At 70.4% G+C, this 25847-nt stretch carries 18 protein-coding genes; 7 read left to right on the top strand and 11 right to left on the bottom strand.

What is annotated here, in order from left to right:
• Positions 1 to 5478, top strand: coding sequence for a glycosyl hydrolase family 28 protein (locus ACIQTP_RS35240; RefSeq protein ID WP_403407659.1), 5478 nt, complete (start codon positions 1 to 3; stop codon positions 5476 to 5478).
• A 12-nt stretch (positions 5479 to 5490) separates the two neighbouring features.
• Positions 5491 to 7518 (top strand): PQQ-dependent sugar dehydrogenase, encoded by a 2028-nt coding sequence (locus ACIQTP_RS35235; RefSeq protein WP_403407657.1) that lies wholly within the window; start codon positions 5491 to 5493, stop codon positions 7516 to 7518.
• Between the two features lie 24 nt (positions 7519 to 7542).
• Here ACIQTP_RS35235 and ACIQTP_RS35230 read toward each other — a convergent pair whose 3' ends face one another.
• Positions 7543 to 9369, bottom strand: coding sequence for an AMP-dependent synthetase/ligase (locus ACIQTP_RS35230; protein ID WP_403407656.1), 1827 nt, complete (start codon positions 9367 to 9369; stop codon positions 7543 to 7545).
• A gap of 635 nt (positions 9370 to 10004) precedes the next feature.
• On the opposite strand from ACIQTP_RS35230, the gene ACIQTP_RS35225 reads away from it, so the two are divergent.
• A complete protein-coding gene (locus ACIQTP_RS35225) occupies positions 10005 to 10136 on the top strand; it encodes a hypothetical protein (protein ID WP_403407654.1) in 132 nt (43 codons plus the stop codon).
• A gap of 58 nt (positions 10137 to 10194) precedes the next feature.
• On the opposite strand, the gene ACIQTP_RS35220 is transcribed toward ACIQTP_RS35225, so the two are convergent.
• Positions 10195 to 11100, bottom strand: coding sequence for a LysR substrate-binding domain-containing protein (locus ACIQTP_RS35220; RefSeq protein WP_403407652.1), 906 nt, complete (start codon positions 11098 to 11100; stop codon positions 10195 to 10197).
• Between the two features lie 154 nt (positions 11101 to 11254).
• On the opposite strand from ACIQTP_RS35220, the gene ACIQTP_RS35215 reads away from it, so the two are divergent.
• Complete coding sequence (locus ACIQTP_RS35215) at positions 11255 to 12295, top strand: bile acid:sodium symporter family protein (RefSeq protein ID WP_402045126.1); 1041 nt, start codon at positions 11255 to 11257, stop codon at positions 12293 to 12295.
• Here the strand turns inward: ACIQTP_RS35215 and ACIQTP_RS35210 are convergent.
• The 3 genes from ACIQTP_RS35210 to ACIQTP_RS35200 all read right to left on the bottom strand — a co-directional run bounded on the left by ACIQTP_RS35210 (position 12228) and on the right by ACIQTP_RS35200 (position 16442).
• Positions 12228 to 13472 carry a hypothetical protein gene (locus ACIQTP_RS35210; protein ID WP_403407650.1) on the bottom strand — a complete coding sequence of 415 codons (1245 nt, stop codon included), beginning with the start codon at positions 13470 to 13472 and terminating at the stop codon, positions 12228 to 12230. The two genes, ACIQTP_RS35215 and ACIQTP_RS35210, sit on opposite strands and share 68 nt — an antisense overlap.
• Positions 13473 to 13482: 10 nt before the next feature.
• On the bottom strand, positions 13483 to 15363 hold the full coding sequence (locus tag ACIQTP_RS35205; RefSeq protein WP_403407648.1) for an exo-alpha-sialidase: 1881 nt from the start codon (positions 15361 to 15363) through the stop codon (positions 13483 to 13485).
• 155 nt (positions 15364 to 15518) lie between these two features.
• Entirely contained in the window at positions 15519 to 16442 is a 924-nt protein-coding gene (locus tag ACIQTP_RS35200; protein ID WP_403407647.1) for a zinc-binding alcohol dehydrogenase family protein, read from the bottom strand.
• 104 nt (positions 16443 to 16546) lie between these two features.
• On the opposite strand from ACIQTP_RS35200, the gene ACIQTP_RS35195 reads away from it, so the two are divergent.
• Together ACIQTP_RS35195 and ACIQTP_RS35190 are read left to right on the top strand one after the other, a co-directional pair.
• Complete coding sequence (locus tag ACIQTP_RS35195) at positions 16547 to 16981, top strand: MarR family winged helix-turn-helix transcriptional regulator (RefSeq protein WP_403407645.1); 435 nt, start codon at positions 16547 to 16549, stop codon at positions 16979 to 16981.
• 19 nt (positions 16982 to 17000) lie between these two features.
• Positions 17001 to 17543 (top strand): isochorismatase family protein, encoded by a 543-nt coding sequence (locus ACIQTP_RS35190; RefSeq protein WP_403407643.1) that lies wholly within the window; start codon positions 17001 to 17003, stop codon positions 17541 to 17543.
• A 31-nt stretch (positions 17544 to 17574) separates the two neighbouring features.
• On the opposite strand, the gene ACIQTP_RS35185 is transcribed toward ACIQTP_RS35190, so the two are convergent.
• The gene (locus tag ACIQTP_RS35185) at positions 17575 to 18294 is read right to left on the bottom strand and encodes an SDR family oxidoreductase (RefSeq protein WP_403407641.1); all 720 of its coding nucleotides are present in this window, start codon (positions 18292 to 18294) and stop codon (positions 17575 to 17577) included.
• A 149-nt stretch (positions 18295 to 18443) separates the two neighbouring features.
• Here ACIQTP_RS35185 and ACIQTP_RS35180 point away from each other — a divergent pair, with 149 nt between their 5' ends.
• Complete coding sequence (locus tag ACIQTP_RS35180) at positions 18444 to 19280, top strand: LysR family transcriptional regulator (protein ID WP_403407639.1); 837 nt, start codon at positions 18444 to 18446, stop codon at positions 19278 to 19280.
• A 91-nt stretch (positions 19281 to 19371) separates the two neighbouring features.
• Here ACIQTP_RS35180 and fdhD read toward each other — a convergent pair whose 3' ends face one another.
• Genes fdhD through ACIQTP_RS35155 form a run of 5 tightly spaced genes read right to left on the bottom strand, consistent with a single transcriptional unit; the run spans position 19372 to position 25818 of the window.
• Positions 19372 to 20229 (bottom strand): formate dehydrogenase accessory sulfurtransferase FdhD, encoded by an 858-nt coding sequence (gene fdhD, locus ACIQTP_RS35175; protein ID WP_402045102.1) that lies wholly within the window; start codon positions 20227 to 20229, stop codon positions 19372 to 19374.
• Positions 20230 to 20236: 7 nt separating this feature from the next.
• Positions 20237 to 21097: a 2Fe-2S iron-sulfur cluster-binding protein gene (locus ACIQTP_RS35170; protein ID WP_403407638.1), complete on the bottom strand. Its 861-nt coding sequence runs from the start codon at positions 21095 to 21097 to the stop codon at positions 20237 to 20239.
• Entirely contained in the window at positions 21094 to 22926 is a 1833-nt protein-coding gene (locus ACIQTP_RS35165; protein WP_403407636.1) for an NADH-ubiquinone oxidoreductase-F iron-sulfur binding region domain-containing protein, read from the bottom strand. The genes ACIQTP_RS35170 and ACIQTP_RS35165 overlap by 4 nt, the downstream gene beginning before the upstream one ends.
• A gap of 4 nt (positions 22927 to 22930) precedes the next feature.
• The gene (locus ACIQTP_RS35160; protein ID WP_403407634.1) at positions 22931 to 24850 is read right to left on the bottom strand and encodes a molybdopterin oxidoreductase family protein; all 1920 of its coding nucleotides are present in this window, start codon (positions 24848 to 24850) and stop codon (positions 22931 to 22933) included.
• On the bottom strand, positions 24847 to 25818 hold the full coding sequence (locus tag ACIQTP_RS35155) for a 2-dehydropantoate 2-reductase (RefSeq protein WP_403407632.1): 972 nt from the start codon (positions 25816 to 25818) through the stop codon (positions 24847 to 24849). Before ACIQTP_RS35155 ends, ACIQTP_RS35160 begins: the two co-directional genes overlap by 4 nt.
• Positions 25819 to 25847: the final 29 nt, after the last annotated feature.

Genomic DNA, 25847 nt, shown 5'->3' with positions numbered 1-25847 from the left:
ATGAAACCCCCCATGAGAAAAAGGAGTTGGGCGGCGAGCGTCTTCTTCGCCTTCGCCGTCGTACTCGGCCTGACCCACCCCGAGGCCCTCGCGACCCCCCGAACCGCCACCCCACCCACGTCCACGTCCGCCAAAACGCCCCACGCCGCCGTCTTCGACGTCCACGGCTACGGAGCCAAGGGCGACGGCTCCACCAACGACACCCCCGCCATCAACAAGGCCATCACCGCCGCCAACGCGGCGGGCGGCGGCACCGTCCGCTTCCCCGCCGGCCAGTACAAGTCCAAGAACACCATCCACATGAAGAGCGAGGTCACTCTTCAAGTGGACAAGGGCGCGACGATCCAGGGCTCCAGCGCGGACACCTACGACCCGCCCGAGGCCAACCCCAACGACGCCTACCAGGACTACGGGCACAGCCACTTCCACAACGCGATGATCTACGGCGACCGGCTGACACACATCGGCTTCGTCGGTGAGGGCGTCATCGACGGCCTCGGCAACCTCATCACCGGCAACCCCAAGTCCGGCGAGGCCGACAAGATCCTCTCGCTGACCCGCTGCGACGGCCTGCGCCTCGGCGACGGCCTCACCCTGCGGCGCGGCGGCCACTTCGCGGCCCTCATCAACGGCTGTACGAACGTCACCTCGGACCACCTGACCATCGACACGGCGAGCGACCGCGACGGCTGGAACATCATCAGCACGACCGACGTCACGGTCACGCATGCCAATATCAAGGCCAACGACGACGCCCTCGTCTTCAAGAGCGACTACGCGCTCGGCGCCAAGCTCCCCAACGGCCATGTGCAGGTGAGCGATTCGTATCTGTCGGCGGTGTGCTGCAACGCCCTGATGTTCGGGTCCGAGACCTGCGGCGACTTCTCGGACTACCAGTTCGCCAAGATCCGCATCGAGGGCTCCAACAAGTCCGGGCTCGGCATGGTCTCCATGGACGGCGCGAAGATCTCCGACGTCCACTACCGCGACATCACCATGACCGGCGTCCACTCGCCCATCATGCAGAAGATCGGTACCCGAAAGCGCTGCGGCAACAGTCCCGGCATCGGGTCGATCAGCAACGTCACGTACGACAACATCACGGCGACCGGGGTGAGTCCGTCCTTCAGCCCGACGCTGTGGGGCGAGAGCGGCCACCGGATCAACGGGGTCACCTTCACCCACGTCGACATCACCGTCCCCGGCGGCAACGGCACCATGTCCACCGCCGTGCCGAGCAATGACCCGGGCGACTACAACCCGAAGGCCATCGGCACGCGGCCCGCCTACGGCTGGTACGTCCACAACGCCGACAACGTCACCTTCACGGACAGCTCGGTGAAGTACGCGGCCGACGACGGACGCCCGGCCGTCATCGCGAACGCCGCGAGCGGGATCAGGTTCACCCGGTTCACGGCCCAGCGGGGGAGTGACTCACCCCACGACATGGGCTTCCAGAACGTCACCGGCTACTGCCTGACGGACAGTCACAACACCTCGGGCGGCGCGCTGCGGGTCTCGGCCGGCGGCTCCAGTGAGAACTGCGGTACGGCGGCCAAGAGCGCGGCGACGGCGACCACCGCCGTGCGGCGGCCGCACACAGGTGTGAAGCCGCTCGACCTCGAAAACCCCCGCCAGACCTTCCTGCGCGGCTCCGTCGGCGGACTCTTCCTGCACTGGGGCGAACGCACCGCCCCGGCGCACACCAGCTGCACCGCCTGGGAGAACGACGTCACCAACGGCGGCTGGACGCCTGACTACTGGGTGAACGAGGCCCAGAAACTGCACACCCAGTACCTCGTCCTCGCCACCTTCCACAGCCGCCTCGGCTACGCCCGCCCCTGGCCCTCGAAGATCCCCGGCAGCTGCTCCACCAAGCGGGACTTCCTCGGCGAACTCATCACCGCCGCCAAGGCCAAGGGTCTCAAGGTCATCCTCTACATGACCGACGACCCCCAGTGGCACGACGAGGGCGGCCACGAGTGGCTCGACTCGGCCGCGTACTCCGCCTACAAGGGCACCGACGTCGACCTCACCACCCGCGACGGCTTCGGCCGCTTCAGCTACGACAACTTCTTCGAGGTCATGGACCGCTATCCGGACCTCGGCGGCTTCTGGATCGACAACGACAACGCGTACTGGGAGAGCCACGACCTCTACGCGCAGATCCAGCAGAAGCGCCCGAACTACACGCTCAGCAACAACAACGAAGACACGCCAATCATGGACATGATCAGCAATGAGCAGAAGACGGGCATGACCCCGTCCTACGACTATCCTCAGGCCGTCTACACGGCAGGGCCCCGCCTCACCGAAGCCGACTTCAAGCTGCCGTCGAGCGGGGCGTGGTGGTACGACGGCTCCAACCCGTCCGTCGACAAGATGCTCACCCTCGGCAGGCTGATCACCAACGCGGGCTCCTCCGTGAAGGCCCTGATGGCCGAGACCGCGCAGGTCAACGGCAAGTTCCCGACGAACCAGGAGGCCTTCAACAACTTCGCCAACTCCTATCTGGGCCCCATCTGGCAGTCACTGCACGGCACCGAGGGCGGCGGTTACCTGTACGGCGGTCTCAAGCCCGGCTTCTGGAACGACCGGGCCCACGGTGTCACCACGGTCAGCAAGACCGACCCCGGCCTCCAGTACATCCACGTACTGACCCCGCCCAGCACCAGCACCCTGCGCATCCGCGACAACGGCTACCGCATCGCATCCGTCACCAACCTCCGTACGGGCGCGGCTGTTTCGTGGTCCCAGTCGGGAGGCGTGCTCAGCCTGAACGGACTGGCGAACTGGGACCCGTACGACACCGTCTTCAAGGTCACCACGGCCGGCCGCCAGGGCATCGCGTCCGGCGTCACGATGTCCGCGAGCGCCTCGGCGAGCGGTCACGGCGCGGCGGCCGCGGGCGACGGCGACTACCTCACCTACTGGGACAGCAACAAGACGCTGCCCGTCAACCTCACCTTCGACCTCGGCAGCGCGAAGAAGGTCCAGTACATCGGCCTCAACCAGCGCGAGGACTCCGTCGCCTACGCGCGCTCCGACACCGAGCAGTCCGCACGTATCAAGGACTACAAGGTGTTCCTCAGCAACGACGGGTCCACCTGGGGCAGCGCGGTCAAGACCGGTCAGCTCGCCAGCAGGCGGGGTATCCAGGGCATCGACCTGACCGCCGCCAACGCCCGTTACGTACGCCTCGAAGTCGACACCACCTGGGCCGCGTCCACCGACACCACCCGCTACAAGCGGCTGCGGATCGACGAGGCCTGGATCGGCACGTCGTACGCCACCCCGGCGGCCACCGTCCACACGTACTCGGACAACGGCCAGGCCCTCCGTCCCGCCATGGGCTGGAGCAGCTGGAGCTTCGTGCGCCGGTGGCCGACCGAGGCGAAGATCAAGGCCCAGGCCGACGCGCTCGTCGCGAGCGGGCTCAAGGACCACGGCTTCGTGTACATCAACCTCGACGACTTCTGGCAGAAGTGCGACGCGAACGGATTCGTCGTCGACTCCTACGGGCGCTGGACCGTCGACCCCGCCAAATTCCCCGCCGGGATCAAGGCGCTGGCCGACTACATCCACTCCAAGGGCCTGAAGTTCGGCTTCTATGTGACGCCGGGCATCGCCAAGAACGCCGTCACCAGGAACACACCGATCGAGGGGACCTCGTACCACGCGGCCGACATCGCGGACACCTCGAAGACCGAGAAGAACTACAACTGCAAGAACATGTACTACATCGACTACGGGAAGCCCGGCGCCCAGGAGTTCGTGAACTCATGGGCCGAGCAGTTCGCCTCCTGGGGAGTCGACTACCTGAAGATCGACGGGGTGGGCGGCGCCGACATCCCCGACGTCCAGGCCTGGGACAAGGCGCTGCGGGCCACCGGCCGACCCATCAGCTTCGCCCTCTCCAACAACCTGCCGATCGCCCAGGCCTCCACCTGGAAGTCACTGGCGAACAGCTGGCGCACCCAGGGCGACGTCGAGTGCTACTGCGGCTCCGGCGACAACGGCAGCGGCTATCCGCTGACCGACTGGTCGCATGTGTCCGCCCGCTTCACCTCGGCCGCCAACTGGCAGCAGTACGCAGATCCTGGTGGCTGGAACGACCTTGACTCCCTGGAGATCGGCAACGGCGACCAGGCGGGCCTCACCGCGGACCAGCGCCGCTCGCACCTCACCCTGTGGGCGATGGCGGGCGCGCCCCTGCTGCTCGGCACGGACCTGACCAACCTCGACTCCGTCGACAAACCGATGCTGACCAACGACCGCCTCATCGGTGTCGACCAGGACGGCGTCGCCGCGAAGCGGATCGTGAGCAGCGGCGTCAAGCAGGTCTGGAGCAAGAAGGAGAGCGACGGCCAGTACGTCGTCGCCCTCTTCAACACCGGTACGTCCGGCAACTCCACGGTGAGTGTGAACTGGTCGCAGGTGGGCTTCACCGGCTCCGGTGACGTCACGGACCTGTGGTCGGGCTCCCACAAGGGCACGATCGCCGACTCGTACAGCGCGACCCTGCGCCCCGGGGAGACGCGCCTGATCCGGGTGAAGCCGGTGAGCACCGCCCGGAAGGCCGCCGCGGCCTCACCCGGCATGGCGGTGGCGCCCTACGAGTACCTCGGCTGGGGCAGCCCGCAGAACCCGACCTCGGTCATGTCGGCCACCGGGGTGAAATGGTTCACGCTCGCGTTCGTCCTCTCCGACGGCTCCTGCAACCCGAAGTGGGACGGCTCGCGCCCGCTGACCGGCGGCAACGACCAGTCGAAGATCAACGCGATCCGTGCGGCCGGCGGTGACGTCGTCGTCTCCATCGGCGGCTGGAGCGGCGCCAAACTCGGCGAGAAGTGCTCCAGCGCCTCGGCGCTCGCGGGCGCCTACCAGAAGGTCATCAACGCCTACGGCCTCAAGGTCATCGACATCGACATCGAGAACACCGAGTGGAGCAACGCCACCGTCCGGCAGCGCGTGATCGACGCACTGAAGATCGTGAAGGCCGGCAACTCCGGGCTCAAGACGGTCATCACCTTCGGCACGACGACCAGCGGCCCGGACTCCACCGGCGTCGACATGATCAAGCGCGGCGCCGCCTCGGGCCTCGCGAACGACATCTGGTGCATCATGCCGTTCGACTTCGGCGGCGGCACCACGAACATGGGCACGCTCACCACCCAGGCCATGGAGGGCCTGAAGGCGCGGGTCAAGTCGGCTTATGGATACAGCGACGCGACGGCGTACGCGCACATCGGCCTGTCGTCCATGAACGGCAAGACCGACGACTCCGGCGAACTGGTCCGCCTCGCCGACTTCAAGACGATGCTCGCCTACGCCCAGCAGCACCACATCGGGCGCCTGACCTACTGGTCCGTGAACCGGGACCGGGCCTGCGGCTCCGGCTCCGACGGTGACTCCTGCAGCGGCGTGTCGCAGCAGCCGTACGACTACCTCAAAGTCTTCGCCCAGTACACGGGCTGAGGGGACGAACCCATGAAACCCAACAGAGCGCTGCCCTGGTGCCTCTCGCTCGTCCTGGCCGTGCCGCTGGTCGCACTGACCGGCACGGCGGCGCAGGCGGCCACCGACTACCAGGCCGAGGACGCCACGATCTCGCAGGGCGCCGTCGCCACCAACCACACCGGCTACACGGGCACCGGCTTCGTCGACTACACCAACATCACTGGCTCGTACGTGGAGTTCACGGTGAGCGCGGCCACGGCCGGCACCTCCTCGCTGGCCCTGCGCTACGCCAACGGCACGAGCGTCGACCGCCCGATGGACCTGTCCGTCAACGGCACGGTCGTCGCCTCCGGGGTCTCCTTCCCGGCCACCAACGACTGGAACACCTGGGCGACGAAGAGTGTGAACGTCCAGCTCGACGCCGGGTCCAACAAGATCCGCGCGACCGCCACCACGGCGAACGGCGGCCCCAACCTCGACCGCGTCAGCGTTGCTGCGGCGGCGGACACCCAGGCCCCGTCTCGACCCGGCCAGCCGAGCTGCTCGGCCATCGGCGAAGACGTCCTGACCCTCTCCTGGGGCGCCTCCACGGACAACGTCGGCGTGGCCGCGTACGACCTCTACGAGCACGGCAACAAGCTCGGCGAGGCGGTCGGCGACGCGACCTCCAAGGTGCTCACCGGCCTGAGCCCGAACACCACCTACAATCTCACCGTCATCGCCCGCGACGCGGCCGGCAACGCCTCCCAGGCCAGTCCGGTCGTCGACTGCACGACCCGGACCAGCTCCGACACCGCCCCACCCACCAAGCCCGGCACCCTCACCTCGTCGAACGTCACGGCCACCAGCGCCGACCTGAGCTGGGGCGCCTCGACCGACGACAAGGCGGTCGTCGGCTACGACGTGCGCAGCGACACGACGGTCTACAAGAGCGTCACCGCTACGTCGACCACGCTCACCGGGCTCGCCTGCAACAGCCCGTACACGCTCAACGTGGTGGCGCGCGACGCCGCCGGCAACGTGTCGCCGCAGAGCAACACGGTCACCTTCACGACCAAGGCCTGCGCCACCGACGGCGGGGTCCCCTCGTCCATCGGGACCGTCTCCAGCGGCTGGACGATCCCCTGGGGCACGTACTGGATGCCCGACGGACAGACGGCGCTGGTCACCGAGCGGGACGACTTCCGTGTCTGGAAGGTCACCAAGGACGGCACGAGGACCCAGGTCGGAACCGTGCCGAACGCCGTGACCACGAACGGCGAGGGCGGACTGCTGGGCGTGGCCGTCGACCCGAAATGGGCCACCAACCACTACGTGTACTTCATGCACACGGCCTCCGAGGGCAACCGCGTCGTCCGCATGACCTACGACGGCAGCACCCTCACCGACTACACGATCCTCCTCCAGGGCATCAAGAAGAACCGCTACCACAACGGCGGACGCCTCGCCTTCGGCCCCGACGGCTATCTGTACGTCTCCACCGGCGAGGCCCAGACACCCGAACTGGCCCAGGACAAGACGTCGTTGAACGGCAAGATCCTGCGGATGACGACGGACGGCAAGGCCGCCCCCGGCAACCCGTTCGGCAACTACGTCTACAGCTACGGGCACCGCAACCCGCAGGGCCTCGCCTTCGACCGCAACGGCCGCCTGTGGGAGGCGGAGTTCGGCAACAGCTCCAAGGACGAACTCAACCTCATCAAACCGGGCGCCAACTACGGCTGGCCGACCTGCGAGGGCAGTTGCAGTGTCTCCGGGATGACCAACCCGAAGGCGACCTGGAACGTCTCCGAGGCGTCACCCAGCGGCATCGCGATCGTCCGCAACGTCGTCTACATGGCGTCCCTGCGCGGCGAACGGCTGTGGCGCGTCCCCATCACCGGCGACACGGAGAACGTCGGCACGCCGACGGCGTACTACGTCGGCACCTACGGCCGCCTGCGCACGGTCACCAAGGTGCCCGGCGCCGACCAGCTCTGGCTCTCCACCACCAACTGCGACAACAACGGAGGAGCGGCGGACGGCTCGGACAAGATCTTCAAGGTGAGCATCAGCTAGCCGGACCGAGGCGTCGTACCGGGCTCATGTCCGGTACAACGCCTCCACCTCCGTCGCATACGCGGCCTCGATCGCCTTCCGCTTCAACTTCAGCGAAGGCGTCAGCAACCCGTGCTCCTCGGTGAACTGGTTCGCCAGTATCCGGAACGTACGGATCGACTCGGCCTGTGAGACCAGGGTGTTCGCGGCGACCACCGCCCGCCGCACCTCGGTCTCCAGGTCCGGGTCGCGTACCAGGTCGGCCGCGGACAGCCGCGCCTTCCCCCGCATCTGGAGCCAGTGATCGACGGCCTCGGAGTCGAGGGTGACGAGCGCCGCGATGTAGGGCCGGTCGTTGCCGACCACGATGCACTGGGCGACCAGCGGATGGTCGCGCACCCGCTCCTCCAGGACGCCGGGCGAGACGCTCTTGCCGCCGGAGGTCACCAGGATCTCCTTCTTGCGCCCGGTGATGGTGAGATAGCCGTCCTCGTCGAGGGACCCCAGGTCGCCGGTGGCCAGCCAGCCGTCGTGCAGGGTGGCGTCGGTGGCCTTGGGGTCGTTCAGATAGCCCTGGAAGACGTTCTCGCCGCGCAGCCAGACCTCGCCGTCGTCCGCGATGTGCACGGTGGTCCCGGGGATCGCCTGGCCGACGGTGCCGAACCGGGTCTGCTCGGGCGGGTTGGCGGTCGCGGCGGCCGTCGACTCCGTGAGCCCGTACCCCTCGTAGATGACGACACCGGCGCCCGCGAAGAACAGTCCGAGCCGCCGGTCCATCGCCGAACCGCCCGACATGGCGTGCCTGACCCGGCCGCCCATGGCATTGCGGACCTTGGAGTAGACGACCTTGTCGAAGAACTGGTGCTGCATCCGCAGGCTCGCCGAAGGGCCGGGTCCGATGCCCCATGCCTTCTCCTCGACGGCGTCCGCGTAGCGCACGGCGACATCTACGGCCTTCTCGAACGGACCCGACTTGCCGTCCTTCTCGGCCTTGCGGCGGGCGGCGTTGAAGACCTTCTCGAAGATGTACGGCACCGCGAGGAAGAACGTCGGCTTGAACGCGGCCAGGTCCGGCAGCAGAGCCGCCGCGTTGAGCTGCGGCTGATGCCCGAACTTGACCTTCCCGCGGACCGCCGCGACCTGCACCATCCGCCCGAAGACATGGGCGAGCGGCAGGAACAGCAGCGTGGCCGCCTCGTCACCGCGCTTGGAGTGGAAGACCGGCTCCCAGCGCTCGATGACGGTGTCCGCCTCGAACATGAAGTTCGCGTGGGAGATGACACAGCCCTTGGGGCGCCCGGTGGTGCCCGAGGTGTAGATGATCGTCGCGATCGACTCCGGGGTGACCGCGCGCCGGTGCCGGTGCACCACTTCGTCGTCGAGGTGCGCGCCCGCCTCGTACAGCTCCTGCACGGCCCCCACGTCGAGCTGCCACAGCTTGTGCAGCTGCGGCAGCCGGTCGACGACCGTGGCGATCGTCATCGCGTGGTCCTCGTGCTCCACCATGATCGCCGACACCTGGGCGTCGTACAGCATCCAGAAGACCTGCTCGGCGGAGGAGGTCGGATAGACGGGCACGACCTGTGCGCCGATCGTCCACAACGCGTAGTCGAAGAGCGTCCACTCGTAGCGGGTGGGGCACATGATCGCGACCCGGTCCCCGAACCGGATCCCCTGGGCGAGCAGCCCCTTGGCAAGGGCGAGGACCTCGTCGCGGAACTCGGCGGACGTCACGTCGCGCCATTGACCCTGCTCGTCCTTGCGGCCGAGCGCGATGTGCAGCGGGTCCTCCTGGGCATGGTCGAACACGACGTCGGCCAGGCCGCCCACCGGCGGCGCCGACGCCAACGGAGGGTTGGTGAACTCGCGCAATCCCGCTCCTAGTGGCGCTCCGCACAGCGCCGTGAAAGCTACCCCACCTCGCCGTCGGGCGGGAGGGGTGCCGGTGTAGGGGTCGGCCGGGTGTGTGTGCGGCATACGCACAGGTCAGCAGAGAAAATGCCCGCACATGGGGAAGGGCCGGACAGAATTCCTTACGGTTCCGTAGGTTTCGGTCCCGTAATCTCCACGGAATCTGTACGACCCTCCTACGGGGTCCGGGGCGCCGGATACCGGACACGGAACTTCTGATTCCGTGCTCTGCGGCTACCGGCGGAGCCGGTCCCGGTGGCTTCGGAACCGGTTCCGCCGGTGTCATGACCGGGCCCTCACCGGTGTCATGCGCGGGACGCCGTCGCCCGCTCCGCCGGTGCCTCGGCCGTGTCCGTCACAGCGCGCGGCGTCCGCACCAACACCAGTACCAGCGCACCGGCGACCGTCCCCGTCACGCCCGCCGCCACCGACGCCGAGTCGAGCCCCGAGGCGAACGCGGCTCGCAGGGTGTGTTCGGCGAGGGGGCCGCGCCGTGCCCCGGCGCCGCCGCCGTGCCAGGGTGTGGGCCGCGTCGTGCGAGAGCGCCCGTGCCGATGCCGACCAGGACGAGGCCCGGCACCAGCACCGTCCACCCCGTGCCCGCGTCCAGCACGGCCATCCCGGCCGGTCCGCGCGACTCCGGCACCACTCGTGGCGTCATCCGTACTGAGGCCACGCTCACCGGCAGGTTCACGAAGAAGATCCACCGCAGCCCGGCCCCTCGGTGAGCAGCCCGCCGAGCACCGGCCCGACCGCCGCCCGCGCCACCGCGCCGATGAGGCACCGTCATTTTCCCCCGGCCTGATCCGGCGGACGGCCCCTGGTCCCGCCGCCCCGGAGCAGCCGGTCCCCGCCACCCAGGATCGCGGTCGCGAGCGCGTCCGCCGCACCCTGCGCGGACGTACGGCGCTGTCCGTGCACCAGGACGAAGTCGACCTCGCCCAGTTCCGGCAGGCCCGCACGGTCGGGGACGCGGACGAGGCCCGGGGGGATCAGTCCGCGTGAGTGGGCCATCACGCCGAGGCCCGCGCGGGCCGCCGCGACCAGGGCGTTCAGACTGCCGCTGGTGCAGGCGATGCGCCACGCGCGGCCCTGGCGCTCCAGGGCTTCGAACGCGAGGGCGCGGGTGATGCCCGGGGGCGGGTAGACGATCAGGGGGACCGGGCGGTCGGGGTCGAGCCGCAGGCGTTCCGCGCCGATCCACACCAGGCGGTCGTGCCAGACCAGCTCGCCGCGCGGGTCCTCGGGCCGCCGCTTCGCCAGCACCAGGTCCAGCTTGCCCGCCGTGAGCTGTTCGTGCAGCGTGCCGGACAGCTCGACCGTCAGCTCCAGGTCCACCTCCGGATGGTCGTACCGGAAGCCCTCCAGGATCTCCGGCAGCCGGGTCAGCACGAAGTCCTCGGAGGCGCCGAAGCGCAGCCGGCCGCGCAGGCGGGTGCCCGTGAAGAAGGCGGTCGCCTGCTCGTGCACCGCCAGGATGCGGCGCGCGAAGCCGAGCATCGCCTCGCCGTCCTCGGTGAGCTCCACGGAGTGCGTGTCCCGCGAGAACAGCTGCCGTCCCACGGCGTCCTCCAGGCGGCGTACGTGCTGGCTGACGGTGGACTGGCGCAGCCCGAGCCGCCGGGCGGCCTGCGTGAAGTTCAGGGTCTGGGCCACCGCCAGGAAGGTACGCAGCTGGGAGGGGTCGTACACACCGCCACGCTATCGCGAATCGCGATGACAGTCAGAACGGTATGACGGATTCCCGATCACGGGCCGGAAGAGGACGATGGAGAGGGCACGACCCGCCCCGGGACCGCCCCTTGCCCGGGGCCGGCCCCGTACGACGTCTGAGCAGTGGAGCACCGTGAAACGCCTGCAGTGGCCGAGTTGGATGCCGATCGACCCGTACATCCTGCTGTTGCTCGGGACCGTGGGCCTCGCGGCCCTGCTCCCGGCACGGGGTACGGGCGCCGACGTCGCGTCGGGCGCGTCCACGGCCGCCATCGCCTTCCTCTTCTTCCTCTACGGGGCCCGGCTCTCCACCCATGAGGCGGTCGAGGGCCTCAAGCACTGGCGGCTCCACGTCACCGTCCTGGCCTGCACCTTCGTCGTCTTCCCGCTGCTCGGCCTGGCCGCCCGCGGCCTCGAACCGGTGCTCCTGACACACAACCTCTACACCGGTCTGCTCTTCCTCACGCTCGTCCCCTCGACCATCCAGTCGTCGATCGCCTTCACCTCCATGGCCCGCGGCAACGTGCCCGCCGCGATCTGCGCCGGTTCCTTCTCCTCCCTCGTGGGCATCGTCGTCACCCCGCTGCTCGCCGCGGCACTGCTGGGCAACAGCGGCGGCGGTTTCTCCGCGGACTCGCTGGTCAAGATCGTGCTGCAACTGCTGGTGCCGTTCCTCGCCGGGCAGGTGCTGCGCCGCTGGATCGGCCGGTTCATCACACGCCACAAGAAGGTCCTCGGATACGTCGACCGCGGCTCGATCCTGCTCGTCGTCTACACGGCGTTCAGCGAGGGCATGGTGCAGGGCATATGGCACCAGGTGAGCGCGGTCCGACTGGCGGGGCTGCTCGCGGTCGAGGCCGTGCTGCTCGCCGTGATGCTGACGCTCACCTGGTACGGCGGGAGGGCACTGGGCTTCCACCGCGAGGACCGCATCGCGATCCAGTTCGCCGGGTCGAAGAAGTCCCTCGCCTCGGGGCTCCCCATGGCCAGCGTGCTGTTCGGCGCGCACGCCTCGCTCGCCGTGCTGCCGCTGATGCTCTTCCACCAGATGCAGCTGATGGTGTGCGCGGTGATCGCCAAACGCCGCGCCCACGACCCCGAGGCGGCTACGACCCCGGTTCCCCCAGTCGCAGCGTCACGAATCTCGGTCGGTACAGCGCCACGTTCCGACTGAGGTTCGCCTGCGCCGAGACTCCGCCCGTCGCGTCCAGCCAGTTCACGTCATAGCTCAGGACGAGCCGGTCGCCGTCGCTCAGCGCCGCGTGCACCTGCGGGTTGTACGCGGCCACCTGCCCCTGCGGCAGGGACGGACCGAAGCTCCGGGCGGGCCCGTGCCAGGGGCCGGTCGGCGCGCACGCCCAGTACGAGGTGATCGTCGTCAGGCCCGCGGTGCCCGCCGCCATCGTGAACAGGACGTACGTCCCGCCGTCCCGCACCACCGTGAACGCGCTGGCGACCCCCGTCCGCCGCCCGTCCCCAAGCACCGGACCCGGCCGTGCCCGTACCGCCCATCCGGTGCCGTCCCAGTACTCCCAGGCCGCCGGCTGCCCGAGCCGGCCGCGCGGCACCCGCGCCACGTACGCCTGTGAGGCGGGGCGCGAGGCGGCCTGCCCGTCGTCGCCGCCGAAGACGTACGTCCACGCGCCCGCGTCGACCGTCGAGGTGCCGAACAGCACCCGCCGGGAGGGATCCGCCACGGAAGTCTGGTCCAGGACCGTGGTGATGTTTTCGAGGCGCAGGCCCGGCAGCGAGAGCGTGGCGACCTCGGTGGACGTGGGCACGCCGTAGATCCAGGGAGCCTGGCCGGCGGTACGGGTCCACAGCAGGACGTGGACGACCCGCTCGGAGGAGCCGGGGGAGCGGGGTTCGACACGGGCCGCGACCGGCCAGCGCCACCGCCCCGGCCCCGGGTCGGGGAACACCGGCGTCGCAAGCGTCGTCCCCAGCCGCCCCTCCTTCGACATCACCACGGCCGAGTTCCGCACCAGGGGCGCGCTCGTGTCGCGCCACGTGTACGACTCGCCGACCGGGTTCGGTGGTCCGTGCACCTGGCCCAGATACGTGTCCGAGAAGAGCCACAGCACCCGCCCGTCCGGCAGTCGCACCGAGTGCGTGCCGTCGCCGCCGGTCCAGTCGTCGACACGGCTCGCGTCGTCGCCGTACCGCGCGAACTCGGCCGTGAGCCGCGCGTCCGCGCTCCAGGACCGCAGCGTACGGGCCGGGCACGCGCCGCCGCCCTCCCGGTCGTGGTGGGGGAGGGCGGTGAGCAGCACGGCCGCGCAGACCAGGGCGAGCAGGACACCGAGGCCGGCCCCGGTCCGTCGTCGTCGTGCTCGTGCGTCGTCGGGCACGGACGGGACGTTAGTGTCCGCCGCGCACTTGGTCCATGGGCAGATACAGGACGGTGTCCCGGGTCACTTCCCGGGAGGGCGGCGCGGACAGCTCGTCGTCGCTCAACGCCCGGTCGTGGACACGTACTTCGTCGATCGCTCCGGTGAAGTACGCCCGGCTGTCCATCCGTTGCCCGACATGGACCCCGAACGGCGAGTTGCGGCTGACCGACCCGGGCACGTCCGCGGCGCTGACCGCCGTACCGTCGACGGCGAGTGTGAGCAGTCCGTCGCCCCGGCGCAGGGTCAGATGATGCCACTGGCCGTCGTTGTAGGCGCTCGTGGTGCGCACGGAGGCGGAGGCCGGGGCCGCGGCTCCGTTCCTGGTGGTGATCAGCGCGGTGATCCTGTGGGACGCGGGTTCGGCGCGCATCCACACCTGCGGCTGGGTCGTCCCGATCCCGCCCATCCACAGCAGCGGCTGCTCCCCGCCGATGGCCGTGTAGCGGAACCACAGCGAAGCGGTGAAGTCCTTTGTCCCGAGCGGGAGTCGGTCCTGATACGGCAGTCGTACGGCGTCGTCGGCGCCGTCGAACTCCAGCGCGCCACCGCGCACGCCCGCCGTCTCCCGGGCGCCGCCGAGGACCGCGGCCGGTTCGGCGTGCCGGGCGAGGTCGGCGGTGGTGGGGTCGGGGCCGCGGCGCGGGGTGAGCCAGTCCTCGGTGAAGCGGGCGAAGCGGATCTCGTCGCGCGCGTCGACCGCGCCGCCCTCGTACAGCAGCCCCACGGCGCCGTCGCCGATCCCGGCCAGGTCGGAGTAGCCCGACCAGTCGGTGGTGACGACCGTGCCGCGGTCCACGCTGTCCCAGCTGCGCCCGCCGTCGTACGAGGAGCGGATCATCATGGTCCTGCGGCGGTCGGGGTCGCCGGGGCAGGCCAGCAGGATGCGGTCGCCGAGGCGGAGTACGGAGCCCTGGACCTGGGGCGCGTAGAGGCCGGGGAGGTCGCGGAAGGGGGCCGTGAAGCTGTCGCCGCCGTCGCGGCTGACGGTCTGGGTGCGGTGGCCGAGGTCGGTGCCGTCCTGCTCGCGCCCGCTGACGAGGACGGACCCGTCGGCGCGTTCCGTGAGCGTCAGCTCGGACGGTTTCTGGCGGAAGGCGCCGTCGTCCGCGATCGGCCAGGAGTCGCTCGCGCCGATCCGCCAGTGATCGCCGCCGTCGTCACTGGTGATGAGGGCGGCGTTGTTGGCGGTGACCCGACTGCCGTTCCAGGTCTCGGTGTTGACGCCGAAGACGAGCCGCCCGGCGTGCCTGCCACGGGTCAGCTGGATGCCGTGCACGGGACCGGTGGCGTACCAGGAGTTCCAGTTCGGCGGGAGGATCTCGGCGCTCAGATCGCGCGGCGCGGACCAGCTGAGGCCGTCGTCGTCGCTGTACTGGAGATGCGGGGTGCGGTCGCAGGGGACGTCGCAACCGCGCCCGTCCGTGCGGCCCGTGTTGTACGTCTCCGCCAGCACGATGCGACCGGTCTCGCGATCCACGATCGGGGCCGGGTTGCCGTGGGTGTCGCCCGCGCCCTCGTTGACGACCTGGAGCGGCCCCCACGTGCGGCCGCCGTCGGTCGACCGTTTGACGACGATGTCGATGTCACCCGCGTCGCCGCAGTCGTCCACGCGCCCCTCGGCGAACGCCAGCAGGGTGCCGTGGGTGCTCCGCACCACGGCCGGAATGCGGAAGCAGGCGTAGCCGGGATCCTGGGAGGCCCTGAAGAGCACCTGTTGTTCGAACAACGCACCGGACGTGTCCGGCGCGTCGGCCCTCGCGGGGCTCGGCAGCGCGACAACGCACAGTGCGGCGGCCGTGAGGACGGCGGTCAGGGTGGATCTCAGACGTGCGCGGAGACGTGCCGACATGGTGCGACCTGCCCTTCAATTCTCTGGGCAACCAGGGCGATCTGGACATCCGACATCCGACGTCCAATGTGTGTGCCGCAGACGCTACTTGGGCCCTCAACGGCCCCACAAGAAGCGAGTACAGGTCGTGTTCACGCCAAATCTGAACTCGTCTGTCAGGGGCGCAGCACCACCTTCCCCAGGTTGCTCCGTGACTCGATCGCCGCGTGCGCCCGCGCCGCGTCCTCCAGGGCGAACTCCCCGTGCACGGCGGGCCGTAGGGCTCCCTCGGCGAACAGCCGCCACAGTTCCACGCGCCACCGCTCGTACCGCTCCGGCTCGTTCCGGACGATCAGGGCCATCTGGAAGCCGATCACGGACTTGGCGCCCACCAGCAGGTCGTACGCCCGCACGCTCCCGCCGCCCGAGCTGTACGCGACGAGCCGGCCGCCCGGGGCGAGGGCGGCGACGGCCGGGCTGAGCAGGTCGCCGCCGACCGCGTCGAGAACGTAGTCGACCGGCTCGCCCCAGTCCCCGGAGTCGTACGCGATCACCTCGTCCGCGCCGAGGGCCCGCACGAACTCCGCCTTGCCGGAAGCGGGTGCGGACACGGCCCCGACGACACGTGACGCGCCCCGCAGCCGGGCGAGTTGGACGGCGAGATGGCCGACCCCGCTCGCCGCGCCGGTGATCAGCGCCGCCTCGCCGGGCGCGGGCCGCGCCGCCTCCAGGGCGCCGAACGCGACCAGTCCACTGCGGACGAGGGTGACGGCGTCGACCGCGCTCGCGCCCGCCGGGACAAGGGAGGCCATGGTCTCGTTCAGCAGGGCGTGGTCGGCGTACCCGTGCCCGAAGCAGAGTCCGGTGACGCGGTCGCCCGCCGTGAAGCGGGTGACGCCCGCGCCGACGGCGACGACCTCGCCCGCGACCTCGCCGCCCAGCGGGATCGGCTCGGGGGCCTCGGTGACCTTGCGGACGACGGGAAGGGTGACGCCGATCGCCTCGGTCCGCACGAGTAGTTCGCCGGGCCCGGCGGCGGGCACGGGAACGTCCTCCAGGAACAGGGGGCCGCCGGTGTGCTCGTATCGGACGCGACGCATCGCACCTCCAGGGGTGAGGGGGTGAGCGCCCTCGGGTCGTTGGGAATCCCAACGGTATCCGAGATTCATGGGGATGCCCAACGGTTATTCGCTAGGCTGGTCCCATGCCCGCCCCCCTGCCAGCCATCCGCGCCCTCCCCAGCTGGCTCCTCGGCCGCGCCGCCGTCCGCGGCCGTGCCCTCGTCGCCGAGGCGCTGGCCGCCGAGGGCATGAAGATGTGGCATCACGTGGTGCTCTCCGCCGTCTCCGATCTCGGCCCCGTCGCCCAGGCCGAAGTGGGCCGCAGCATCCAGCTCGATCCCAAGGACCTGGTCGGTGTCCTCAATGACCTCCAGGGCGCGGGCCTGGTGCTGCGCGAACCCGACCCCAGGGACCGGCGCAAGAACGCGGTGTCCATCACCGAGGAGGGCGCACGCCTCCTCGCGCGCTGCGAGCGGGCGGCGCGCGAGGCCAACGACGCGCTCCTCTCGCCGCTCTCGGAGGCCGAGCGGGAGCAGTTCATGGCCTTGTTGATCCGGATTTCCGGTACGGACGGCTAAGGCGGGCTAACGTTCCGTCATGACCGCATCCGAAACCGAACCCCGACTCGCCCTCGACGCCGCGCGCACCGCTCTGGTGCTCGTGGATCTGATGGAGCGCATCGTCGGGCTGCCCGTGGAACCGCGCAAGGGCACCGAAGTCCTCGCCGCCGCCGAGGAGCTGGCGGCCACCTTCCGCAAAGCGGGCGCGCTCGTCGTGCTCGTCCGGGGCGAACGGCCCGGGCTGCCCGAGCAGCCGCCCGGCAGCGGACTCGTCGCCGGGCTCGCGGCGGAGGGTGACCTCGAAGTCGTGAAGCGGACCATCGGCGGGTTCCAGGGCAGCGGTCTCGACGAGCGGCTGCGGGAGCGCGGCATCTCCACCTTGGTCTTCGGCGGGATCGCCACCAACCTCGGCGTCGAGTCCACCGCCCGCGCCGCCGGCGACCTCGGCTACGACCTCGTGTTCGCCGAGGACGCGATGGCCGCCCTCACCGCGCCCGAGCACGAGGCGTCGGTCCGCCTCGACTTCCCACGCCTGGGCACGGTCGTGACCGCCGCGCAGGTGCACTTCAGCGCGGGCTGAGGCGCGGAGCGGGGCAGGAGATCCCGCGCGGTCACACCAGCACCGTGCCGCCGTCCACGATGACGGTCGAACCGGTGCTGAACCGGCCGCGCATCAGGTACAAGTACGCCTCCGCCACGTCCTCGGGTTCCCCGACCCGCCCGACCGGCAGCGACTGCGCGGCGGACGCGAACAGGCCCTCGCGCTCGGCCTCCGGCAGCTCCCGCCACAGTTCGGTGCGGACCACACCGGGGGAGACCACGTTGACCCGGATCGGCGCCAGCTCCAGTGCCAGTGCGCGGGTGAGGGACTCCATCGCCCCGCACAGGCCGGCCGCCACGGTCGTGCCCGGCATCGGACGCTGGCCCGCGGTGCCCGTGGTGAGCACGATGGAACCGCCCTTCCTGATCGACGGTGCGCCGTACTTGACCGCCGTGTAAGCGCCCCAGAACCGGGTGTCCAGGAAGCGCCGCGCCCGGTCGATGTCCGCGTTCGCCAGCTCCTCCAGCAGCAGTGACTCCCCGGCGGTGAACACCAAATGGTCGAAGTCCCCGACCCGTGCGAAGAAGCCGCGCACCTCGTCCTCGTCCGTCACGTCGAGCACATGCCCTCGCGCCCCTTCCGGCAGCCGCCGCAGCGCCCCGTCCACGGCCGCCTGCCGGCGCGAGGCGACCACCACGTCCGCCCCCTCCCGTGCGGCGGCCTCCGCCACCGCGAGCCCGATGCCCGCCGTGCCGCCGATGACCACGACCCGCTCTCCTCGCAGACTCATGTCCGTTCCCCTTTCGTCTTCCGTTTTCCGCTTCCGTGCTTGCTTGACGTGTTCCAGCCTGCTGCCGCGGGCAGCCCGCCGTCCAAGACCTCTTTCGGCGGTGGCGATACCCTGAAGGCATCGCCACCGCGACGACGGAAGGGGCGGCCATGGACCTTGACCTGCGGAAGATCCGCTACTTCGTGGCGGTCGCCGAGCTGCTGCACTTCGGCCGCGCGGCGGAGCGGCTGCACATCGCTCAGCCGGTCCTGAGCCGTCAGATCCGGGCCCTGGAGAAGGACTTGGGCGCACCGCTCCTCGAACGGGACAGCCATGGTGTGACCCTGACGGTGGCCGGTCGTCAACTCCTCGACGACGCAAGGCAGCTGCTCGCCACCGCGGACGCCACCAGGCTCCGGGTGCGCCGGGCCGCAGGCGGACCGCGCCGGCTGGTCGTCGGCTTCCGGGCCGGCGTCGTGGTGACCCGCGCCCTGCGCGCCTTCGGGGCCGCCCACCCGGACGTCGAGGCGCTCGCCCGCCGCGTCGAATGGGACGACCAGGAGCGGCTGATCCTCGACGGAACCGTCGACCTCGCCTATGTACGCCGTCCGATCCGCGAGCAGGGCCTCACGCTGCTGCCGCTGTTCAGCGAGGCGCGTGTGGCGATGCTCCCCGCCGACCACCGGCTCGCGGGCAAACCGGAGCTCGCCCTGGCCGACCTGGCGGACGAACCCCGCCTGAGGTACGCCGACCCCGGTCCCGGCGAGCTGCCGATCCGCACCATCGAAGAGAAGTTCGAGTCCGTGGCGAGCGGGGCCGGCATCACGCTCGTTCCGGAGTCCGTCGCCGAGCAGTACTCGCGTCCGGACATCACCTACGTACCGGTGCCGGACGCGGAGCGCGACGAGGTGCTGCTCGCCTGGGAGGCGAGCCGGCGCTCGACCCTGATCACCGCCTTCGCCCTGCTCGCCCCCCTCGCCGACCCGGCGCGGGACGAGGAGCTGTGAGTCCGGACGCGGCGGGCTGAGGCGGGGCCCCTACGGCGCAGGGGGCGCTCCCCGCCGCTCGGGGCCCCGCCGCCGTGCCGCGGGGAGCCGGTCAGCCCTGGGCGGCCGCGGCCCGCAGGGCGATGCGGTGCTCGCCCGCGTACACGTTCATGGAGGGGCCGCGCAGGAAGCCCACCAGGGTCAGCCCGGTCTCGGCGGCCAGGTCCACCGCCAGCGAGGACGGTGCCGAGACCGCCGCCAGTACGGGGATGCCCGCCATGACCGCCTTCTGCGCCAGCTCGAAGGAAGCCCGGCCCGACACCAGCAGGATCGTGCGGGAGAGCGGGAGGTCGCCGCGTTGCAGGGCGCGCCCGACCAGCTTGTCGACCGCGTTGTGGCGGCCCACGTCCTCCCGTACGTCGAGCATCTCCCCGTCCTCCGTGAACAGGGCCGCGGCGTGCAGACCCCCGGTCCGGTCGAAGACCCGCTGGGCCTCGCGCAGCCGGTCGGGGAGGCCGGCGAGGAGAGCGGGCTCCAGCCGGACCGGGGGAGTGTCGGCGCCGTCGTCGATGGCCCAGCGGGCCGTCGTACGGACCGCGTCCAGGCTCGCCTTGCCGCACAGGCCGCAGGACGAGGTCGTGTAGACGTTGCGCTCCAGGGTGATGTCGGGCAGCACGACTCCGGGTGCCGTCCGGACGTCCACGACGTTGTACGTGTTGGACCCGTCGACAGTAGCCCCCGCGCAGTAGACGATGTTCTGCACTTCGTCGGCCCGGCCGAAGACCCCCTCGCTGACGAGGAAGCCCGCCGCGAGCGCGAAGTCGTCGCCGGGGGTGCGCATGGTGATCGCGAGCGGTTTCCCGTTGAGGCGGATCTCCAGTGGCTCCTCGGCGACGAGCGTGTCGGGGCGGGTGGAGATGGCCCCGTCCCTGATGCGGATCACCTTGCGTCGTTCCGTGACTCGTCCCATGTCCTGATCAGTCCCGGTTCTGTACGTGCTGGTAGCCGAAGCGGCCCTTGATGCAGAGATTGCCGTGGGTCACCGGATTGTCGTGCGGGGAGGTGACCTTCACGATCTCATTGTCCTGCACGTGCAGGGTGAGGTTGCAGCCCACACCGCAGTACGCGCACACCGTCGTCGTCTCGGTCTGCGCCGACTCGTCCCACGTACCCGCCGCCCGCATGTCGAACTCCGACCTGAACGACAGCGCCCCCGTCGGGCACACCTCGATGCAGTTGCCGCAGTACACGCACGCCGAGTCGGTCAGCGGGGCATCGTGCTCCACGGCGATCCGGGCGTCGAAACCGCGCCCCGCGACCGAGATCGCGAAGGTGTTCTGCCACTGGTCGCCACACGCGTCGACGCACTTGTAGCAGAGGATGCACTTGTCGTAGTCGCGGACGTAGAGGTCGTTGTCGATCTTCGGTTCCTCGTTGAGGCGCGCCGCGTCGGGGCCGAAGCGGTCCGGTTTCGCCTTGTACTCCTTGATCCACCCGGCCATCTTCGGGGTGGTCGACAAGTCGACCGAGGAGGCGAGGAGCTCGATGACGATCTTGCGGCTGTGGCGCGCGCGCTCGGTCTGCGTCCGCACTTCCATGCCCGCCTCCGCCTTGCGGGAGCAGGCCGGGACGAGGGTCCGGGCGCCCTCGAGCTCGACGACACAGACCCGGCAGGCGTTCTTGGGGGTGAGCGTGTCGCCCTGACAGAGGGTGGGCACGTCCTTGCCCACTGCCCGGCAGGCGTCGAGGATCGTCGAGCCCTCGGGAACCCTGACCTCCTGCCCGTCGAGGGTGAACTCGACGAGCCGACGCGGCACTCCCAGCGGTATCGCGGTCATTCGTAGGCCCCCAAGCGGTCGATCGCGGATTCCACGGCGTTCCACGCGGTCTGCCCGAGACCGCAGATCGAGGCGTCCCGCATCGCGCGGCCGACCTCCCTGAGCAGGGCGACGTCGTCGGCCGCCGCCGCGCCGGTCCGCTCGGCGATCCGGTGCAGCGCCTCCTCCTGCCGTACGGTCCCGACCCGGCACGGCACACACTGCCCGCACGACTCGTCGCGGAAGAACTCGGCGATGCGCAGCAGGAGGCGGGGGAGCGGGACCGTGTCGTCGAAGGCCATGACCACACCCGAGCCGAGGGTCGTGCCCGCCTCCCGGGTGCCCTCGAAGGTGAGCGGGATGTCCAGCTCGTCGGGCCGTACGAAACCGCCCGCCGCGCCGCCGAGCAGCACCGCGCGCAGCCGTTCACGCACGCCCGCCCGGTCCAGCAGCTCGCCCAGAGTCGGCCCGAACGGCAGTTCGTAGATTCCGGGCCGGTCCACGCTGCCCGACACGCAGTACAGCTTCGGGCCGGTGGAGCCCGGGGTGCCGATGGCCGCGTACGCCTCGGCCCCCTTCGTCAGGATCGGCAGGACGTTCACCAGGGTCTCGACGTTGTTCTCGGCAGTGGGTTTGCCGAACAAACCCTTCTCTACAGGGAAGGGCGGTTTGGAACGCGGCTCTCCTCTGTACCCCTCGATCGAGTTGAACAGGGCGGTCTCCTCGCCGCAGATGTACGCCCCCGCGCCCCGCCGGATCTCGATGTCGAAGGCGTACCCCTGGCCGAGCACGTCCTCGCCGAGCAGGCCACGCGCGCGTGCTTGCCCGATGGCGTGCTCCATGCGGTGCAGGGCGCGCGGGTACTCGCCGCGCAGATAGAGGTAACCCTTGTGCGCGCCGACGGCGTACCCCGCGACCGTCATCGCCTCGACGAGGGCGTACGGGTCGCCCTCCATGACGACCCGGTCCTTGAAGGTGCCCGGCTCGGATTCGTCGGCATTGCACACCAGATAGTGCGGATGGTCGGGCTGGGACGCCGTGGCCTGCCATTTGCGGCCGGTGGGGAAGGCGGCGCCGCCGCGCCCGACCAGGCCCGCGTCGGTGACCTCGCGGATGACCCCGGCCGGCCCGAGTACGAAGGCCCGCCGCAGCGCCGCGTACCCGCCGTGCGCCCGGTAGTCGTCGAGCGAGGCGGGGTCGACCACACCGACACGGCTCAGCAGCACGAGGGACGGATCGCCCGCCTGGGGCACCGCGAAGGCCGCGGTCGGCTCCTCGGGCGCGGAGTCGGGGGACTCCGCCGCCTCCGCCGCCCGCGCGACGGTGGCGGGCGCCGACACGGCCGTACGCACGGGATCGCCCGCCCTGACCGCGAGGGCCGCCGGAGCGCGCTCGCACAGGCCGAGGCAGGGGCTGCGCTCGACGCCGACGCCGCTGCCGGGCCCGAGGCGGGCCTCGACCCCGGCACACAGCTCCGCCGCACCCGCCGCCGCGCACGCGAGGTCCGTGCACACGTGCAGCACGGTCGCGGGGCGTGGTTTCACCGAGAACATCGCGTAGAACGTCGCGACCCCGTACGCCTCCGCCGGCGGCACGGTCAGCCGGCGGCACAGGTAGCCGAGCGCGCCCTCGCTGATCCAGCCGATCCGGTCGTTGACGGCGTGCAGCCCCGGCAACAGCAGGTCGCGGCGTTCGCGCGCCTCCCGGCCGCCGCGCGCCCACCTGAGGTCGGCGGCCCTCATCTCATCGCGCGCGGCCCCCTCCCAGGAGGACTCCGGAGGACCGAGCAGCGCGTCGATCGCCGCCCGCTCCTCGTCCGTCGGCTTGCTGTCACCGAAGTGCAGATCCACCACATCACCTCACTTGAATCGCGACCGGCAGCTTCTCGATCCGGATGGCCGACGCCTTGAACTCCGCCGTCCCCGCGATCGGACAGTTCGCCTCGATCGTCAGCTGGTTGGTGTCCACCTCGTCGGGAAAGTGCATGGTCATGAACGCCAGTCCGGGCCGCAGCGCGGTGTCGATCCACACGGGAGCCACGACGGATCCCCGGCGCGAGGAGACCTGGACCTCCTCGCCCACCACGACCCCGTAGTGCTCGGCGTCCTCCGGGCAGAGCTCGACGTACTCGCCGCGCCGCAGCGGCGAGGCGAAACCGCCGCTCTGTACACCGGTGTTGTACGAGTCGAGCCGCCGCCCGGTGGTGAGCCGGATCGGGTACTGCTCGTCCGTCAGGTCCACGGGCGGGTCGTGCTGGACGATCCCGAACGGCGCGGGCCGGCCGCGCTCGACAGGGTCGGAGGCCCACAACCGGCCGTGCAGGTAGGTGGGTTCGAGCCGCCCGACGTCGGGGCAGGGCCACTGGATGCCCTGGTGCTCCGCCAGACGTTCGTACGTCATCCCGTAGTGGTCCGGCGACACCGACCGAAGCTCGTTCCAGACGGCCTCGGCGTCGGCGTACTTCCAGTCGTGCCCGAGACGCGCGGCGAGGTCGCAGAGGATGTCGATGTCCTCGCGGGCCTCACCCGGCGGCGTCACCGCCGCGCGTACCCGCTGCACACGCCGCTCGCTGTTGGTGGTGGTCCCCTCCGTCTCCGCCCAGCCGGCGGTCGCGGGCAGCACGACGTCCGCCAACTGGGCCGTCTTCGTGAGGAAGATGTCCTGCACGACGAGGAAGTCGAGCGCGCCCAGCCGCCGTACCGCCTGCTCGCTGTCCGCCTCCGACTGCGCCGGGTTCTCTCCGATGCAGTAGACGGCCTTGAGCGTGCCCTCCTCCATGGCCTCGAACATCTCCGTCAGGTTCAGCCCGTAGTGCGGCTGGATGACGGTGTCCCAGGCGGACTCGAACTTCAGCCGCGCCTCGGGGTCGAGGATGTCCTGGAAGCCGGGGAGGCGGTTGGGGATGGCGCCCATGTCGCCGCCGCCCTGCACGTTGTTCTGCCCGCGCAGGGGCTGGAGCCCGGAGCCGTGGCGGCCCACGTGCCCGGTCAGCAGGGTCAGGTTGATCAGCGCACGGACGTTGTCGGTGCCGTTGTGGTGCTCGGTGATGCCGAGGGTCCAGCACAGCTGGGCGCGCTCGGCCCGCGCGTACGCGTGCGCCAACTGCCGTATCGCCGCCGCCGGTACGCCCGTCACCTTCTCGGCGAGCGACAGCGTCCAGGGCTCGACGAGCGCCTTGTACTCCTCGAAGCCGCTGGTCGCCCGCTCGATGAAGGCGTGGTTGGCGAGGCCCGCGTGGATGATCTCGCGGCCGATCGCGTGCGCCATCGGGATGTCGGTGCCGACGTTCAGACCGAGCCAGCTCTCCGCCCACTCGGCCGTGGAGGTACGGCGCGGGTCGACCGCGTACATCCGGGCGCCGTTCCTGATCCCCTTCAGCACGTGCTGGAAGAAGATCGGGTGCGCGAAGCGGGCGTTGGAGCCCCACATCACGATGAGGTCGGTCTCCTCGACCTCCGCGTACGAGGAGGTGCCGCCGCCGGAGCCGAAGGCGGCGCTCAGACCCGCGACGCTCGGGGCGTGACAGGTGCGGTTGCAGGAGTCGACGTTGTTCGTGCCCATCACGACCCGGGCGAACTTCTGGGCCACGTAGTTCATCTCGTTGGTCGCGCGGGCGCAGGAGAACAGGCCGAAGGCGCCGCGGGCGGCACTCAGTCCCGCCGCCGCGCGGGTCAGGGCCTCGTCCCAGGTGGCCCGCCTGAAGGGCTCGTCGCGCGCGTCACGGACCAGGGGGTGAGTGAGCCGGGCGTAGATCTTCGATTCACGTTTCCTCATGCGGCGCTCCTCAGCGCGAGCAGGTCCGAGATGGCGTGGACGGTGCGCAGGGTGGGCACCTCGACGCCGGTGATGTCCGCCAGCTCGACGACCGCCGCCAGCAGTACGTCCAGTTCGAGCGGCTTGCCGCGCTCCAGGTCCTGGAGAGTGGAGGTGCGGTGGTCACCGACGCGCTCGGCGCCGGCCAGCCGCCGTTCTATGGAGACGCCCACCTCGCAGCCGAGCGCCTCGGCGACCGCGAGCGTCTCGGTCATCATGATCTCGATGACCTTGCGGGTGCCGCCGTGCAGACACATCTGCCGCATCGTCGCGCGGGCCAGCGCGCTGATCGGGTTGAAGGAGATGTTGCCGAGCAGCTTGAGCCAGATGTCGTTGCGCAGGTCCCGTTCGACCGGGCACTTGAGGCCGCCGGCCGTCATGGCCTCGCTGAACGCCGTGCACCGCTCGGAGAGGGTGCGGTCGGGCTCACCGATGGAGAACCGGGTGCCTTCCAAGTGCCGTACGACGCCCGGTCCTTCCAGCTCGGTCGCGGCGTACACGACACACCCGATGGCCCGTTCGGGCGCGAGCACCGCGCTGACCGCGCCGTTCGGGTCCACGCTCTCCACACGGTGGCCGTCGTGCGGGCCGCCGTGCCGGTGGAAGTACCACCAGGGGATGCCGTTCTGGGCGGCGATCACCGCCGTGGTGTCGTGCAGCAGAGGCTCGATCAGCGGCCCGCACGCCGCGTACGAGTTGGCCTTCAGGCCGAGCAGGACGTAGTCGACCGGGCCGACCTCGGCCGGGTCGTCGGTGGCATGGGTGCGCGCGGTGAAGTCGCCGCGCGGACTGAGGACTTGGACTCCGTGCTGCCTCATGGCCGCAAGATGCGGTCCACGGGCGATGAGGTGTACTTCGGCGCCCGCGCGGTGCAGCGCGGCGCCGACGTAGGCGCCGATCGCACCGGCGCCGAGAACGGCGACTTTCACTGTGGCTCGCTCCGTTCGGTCGAGGGTAC

The organism is Streptomyces sp. NPDC090798 (assembly GCF_044768965.1).
GTDB lineage: Bacteria > Actinomycetota > Actinomycetes > Streptomycetales > Streptomycetaceae > Streptomyces.
Note: the sequence above shows the minus strand (reverse complement) of the source record. Positions and strands in the feature narration are given on the sequence as shown.

Coding starts and splice junctions, on each gene's coding strand:
- ACIQTP_RS35240 (WP_403407659.1), top strand. CDS start 1: ATGAAACCCCCCATGAGAAAAAGGAGTTGGGCGGCGAGCGTCTTCTTC.
- ACIQTP_RS35235 (WP_403407657.1), top strand. CDS start 5,491: ATGAAACCCAACAGAGCGCTGCCCTGGTGCCTCTCGCTCGTCCTGGCC.
- ACIQTP_RS35205 (WP_403407648.1), bottom strand. CDS start 15,363: ATGTCGGCACGTCTCCGCGCACGTCTGAGATCCACCCTGACCGCCGTC.
- ACIQTP_RS35200 (WP_403407647.1), bottom strand. CDS start 16,442: ATGCGTCGCGTCCGATACGAGCACACCGGCGGCCCCCTGTTCCTGGAG.
- ACIQTP_RS35195 (WP_403407645.1), top strand. CDS start 16,547: ATGCCCGCCCCCCTGCCAGCCATCCGCGCCCTCCCCAGCTGGCTCCTC.
- ACIQTP_RS35190 (WP_403407643.1), top strand. CDS start 17,001: ATGACCGCATCCGAAACCGAACCCCGACTCGCCCTCGACGCCGCGCGC.
- ACIQTP_RS35185 (WP_403407641.1), bottom strand. CDS start 18,294: ATGAGTCTGCGAGGAGAGCGGGTCGTGGTCATCGGCGGCACGGCGGGC.
- ACIQTP_RS35180 (WP_403407639.1), top strand. CDS start 18,444: ATGGACCTTGACCTGCGGAAGATCCGCTACTTCGTGGCGGTCGCCGAG.
- fdhD (WP_402045102.1), bottom strand. CDS start 20,229: ATGGGACGAGTCACGGAACGACGCAAGGTGATCCGCATCAGGGACGGG.
- ACIQTP_RS35170 (WP_403407638.1), bottom strand. CDS start 21,097: ATGACCGCGATACCGCTGGGAGTGCCGCGTCGGCTCGTCGAGTTCACC.
- ACIQTP_RS35160 (WP_403407634.1), bottom strand. CDS start 24,850: ATGAGGAAACGTGAATCGAAGATCTACGCCCGGCTCACTCACCCCCTG.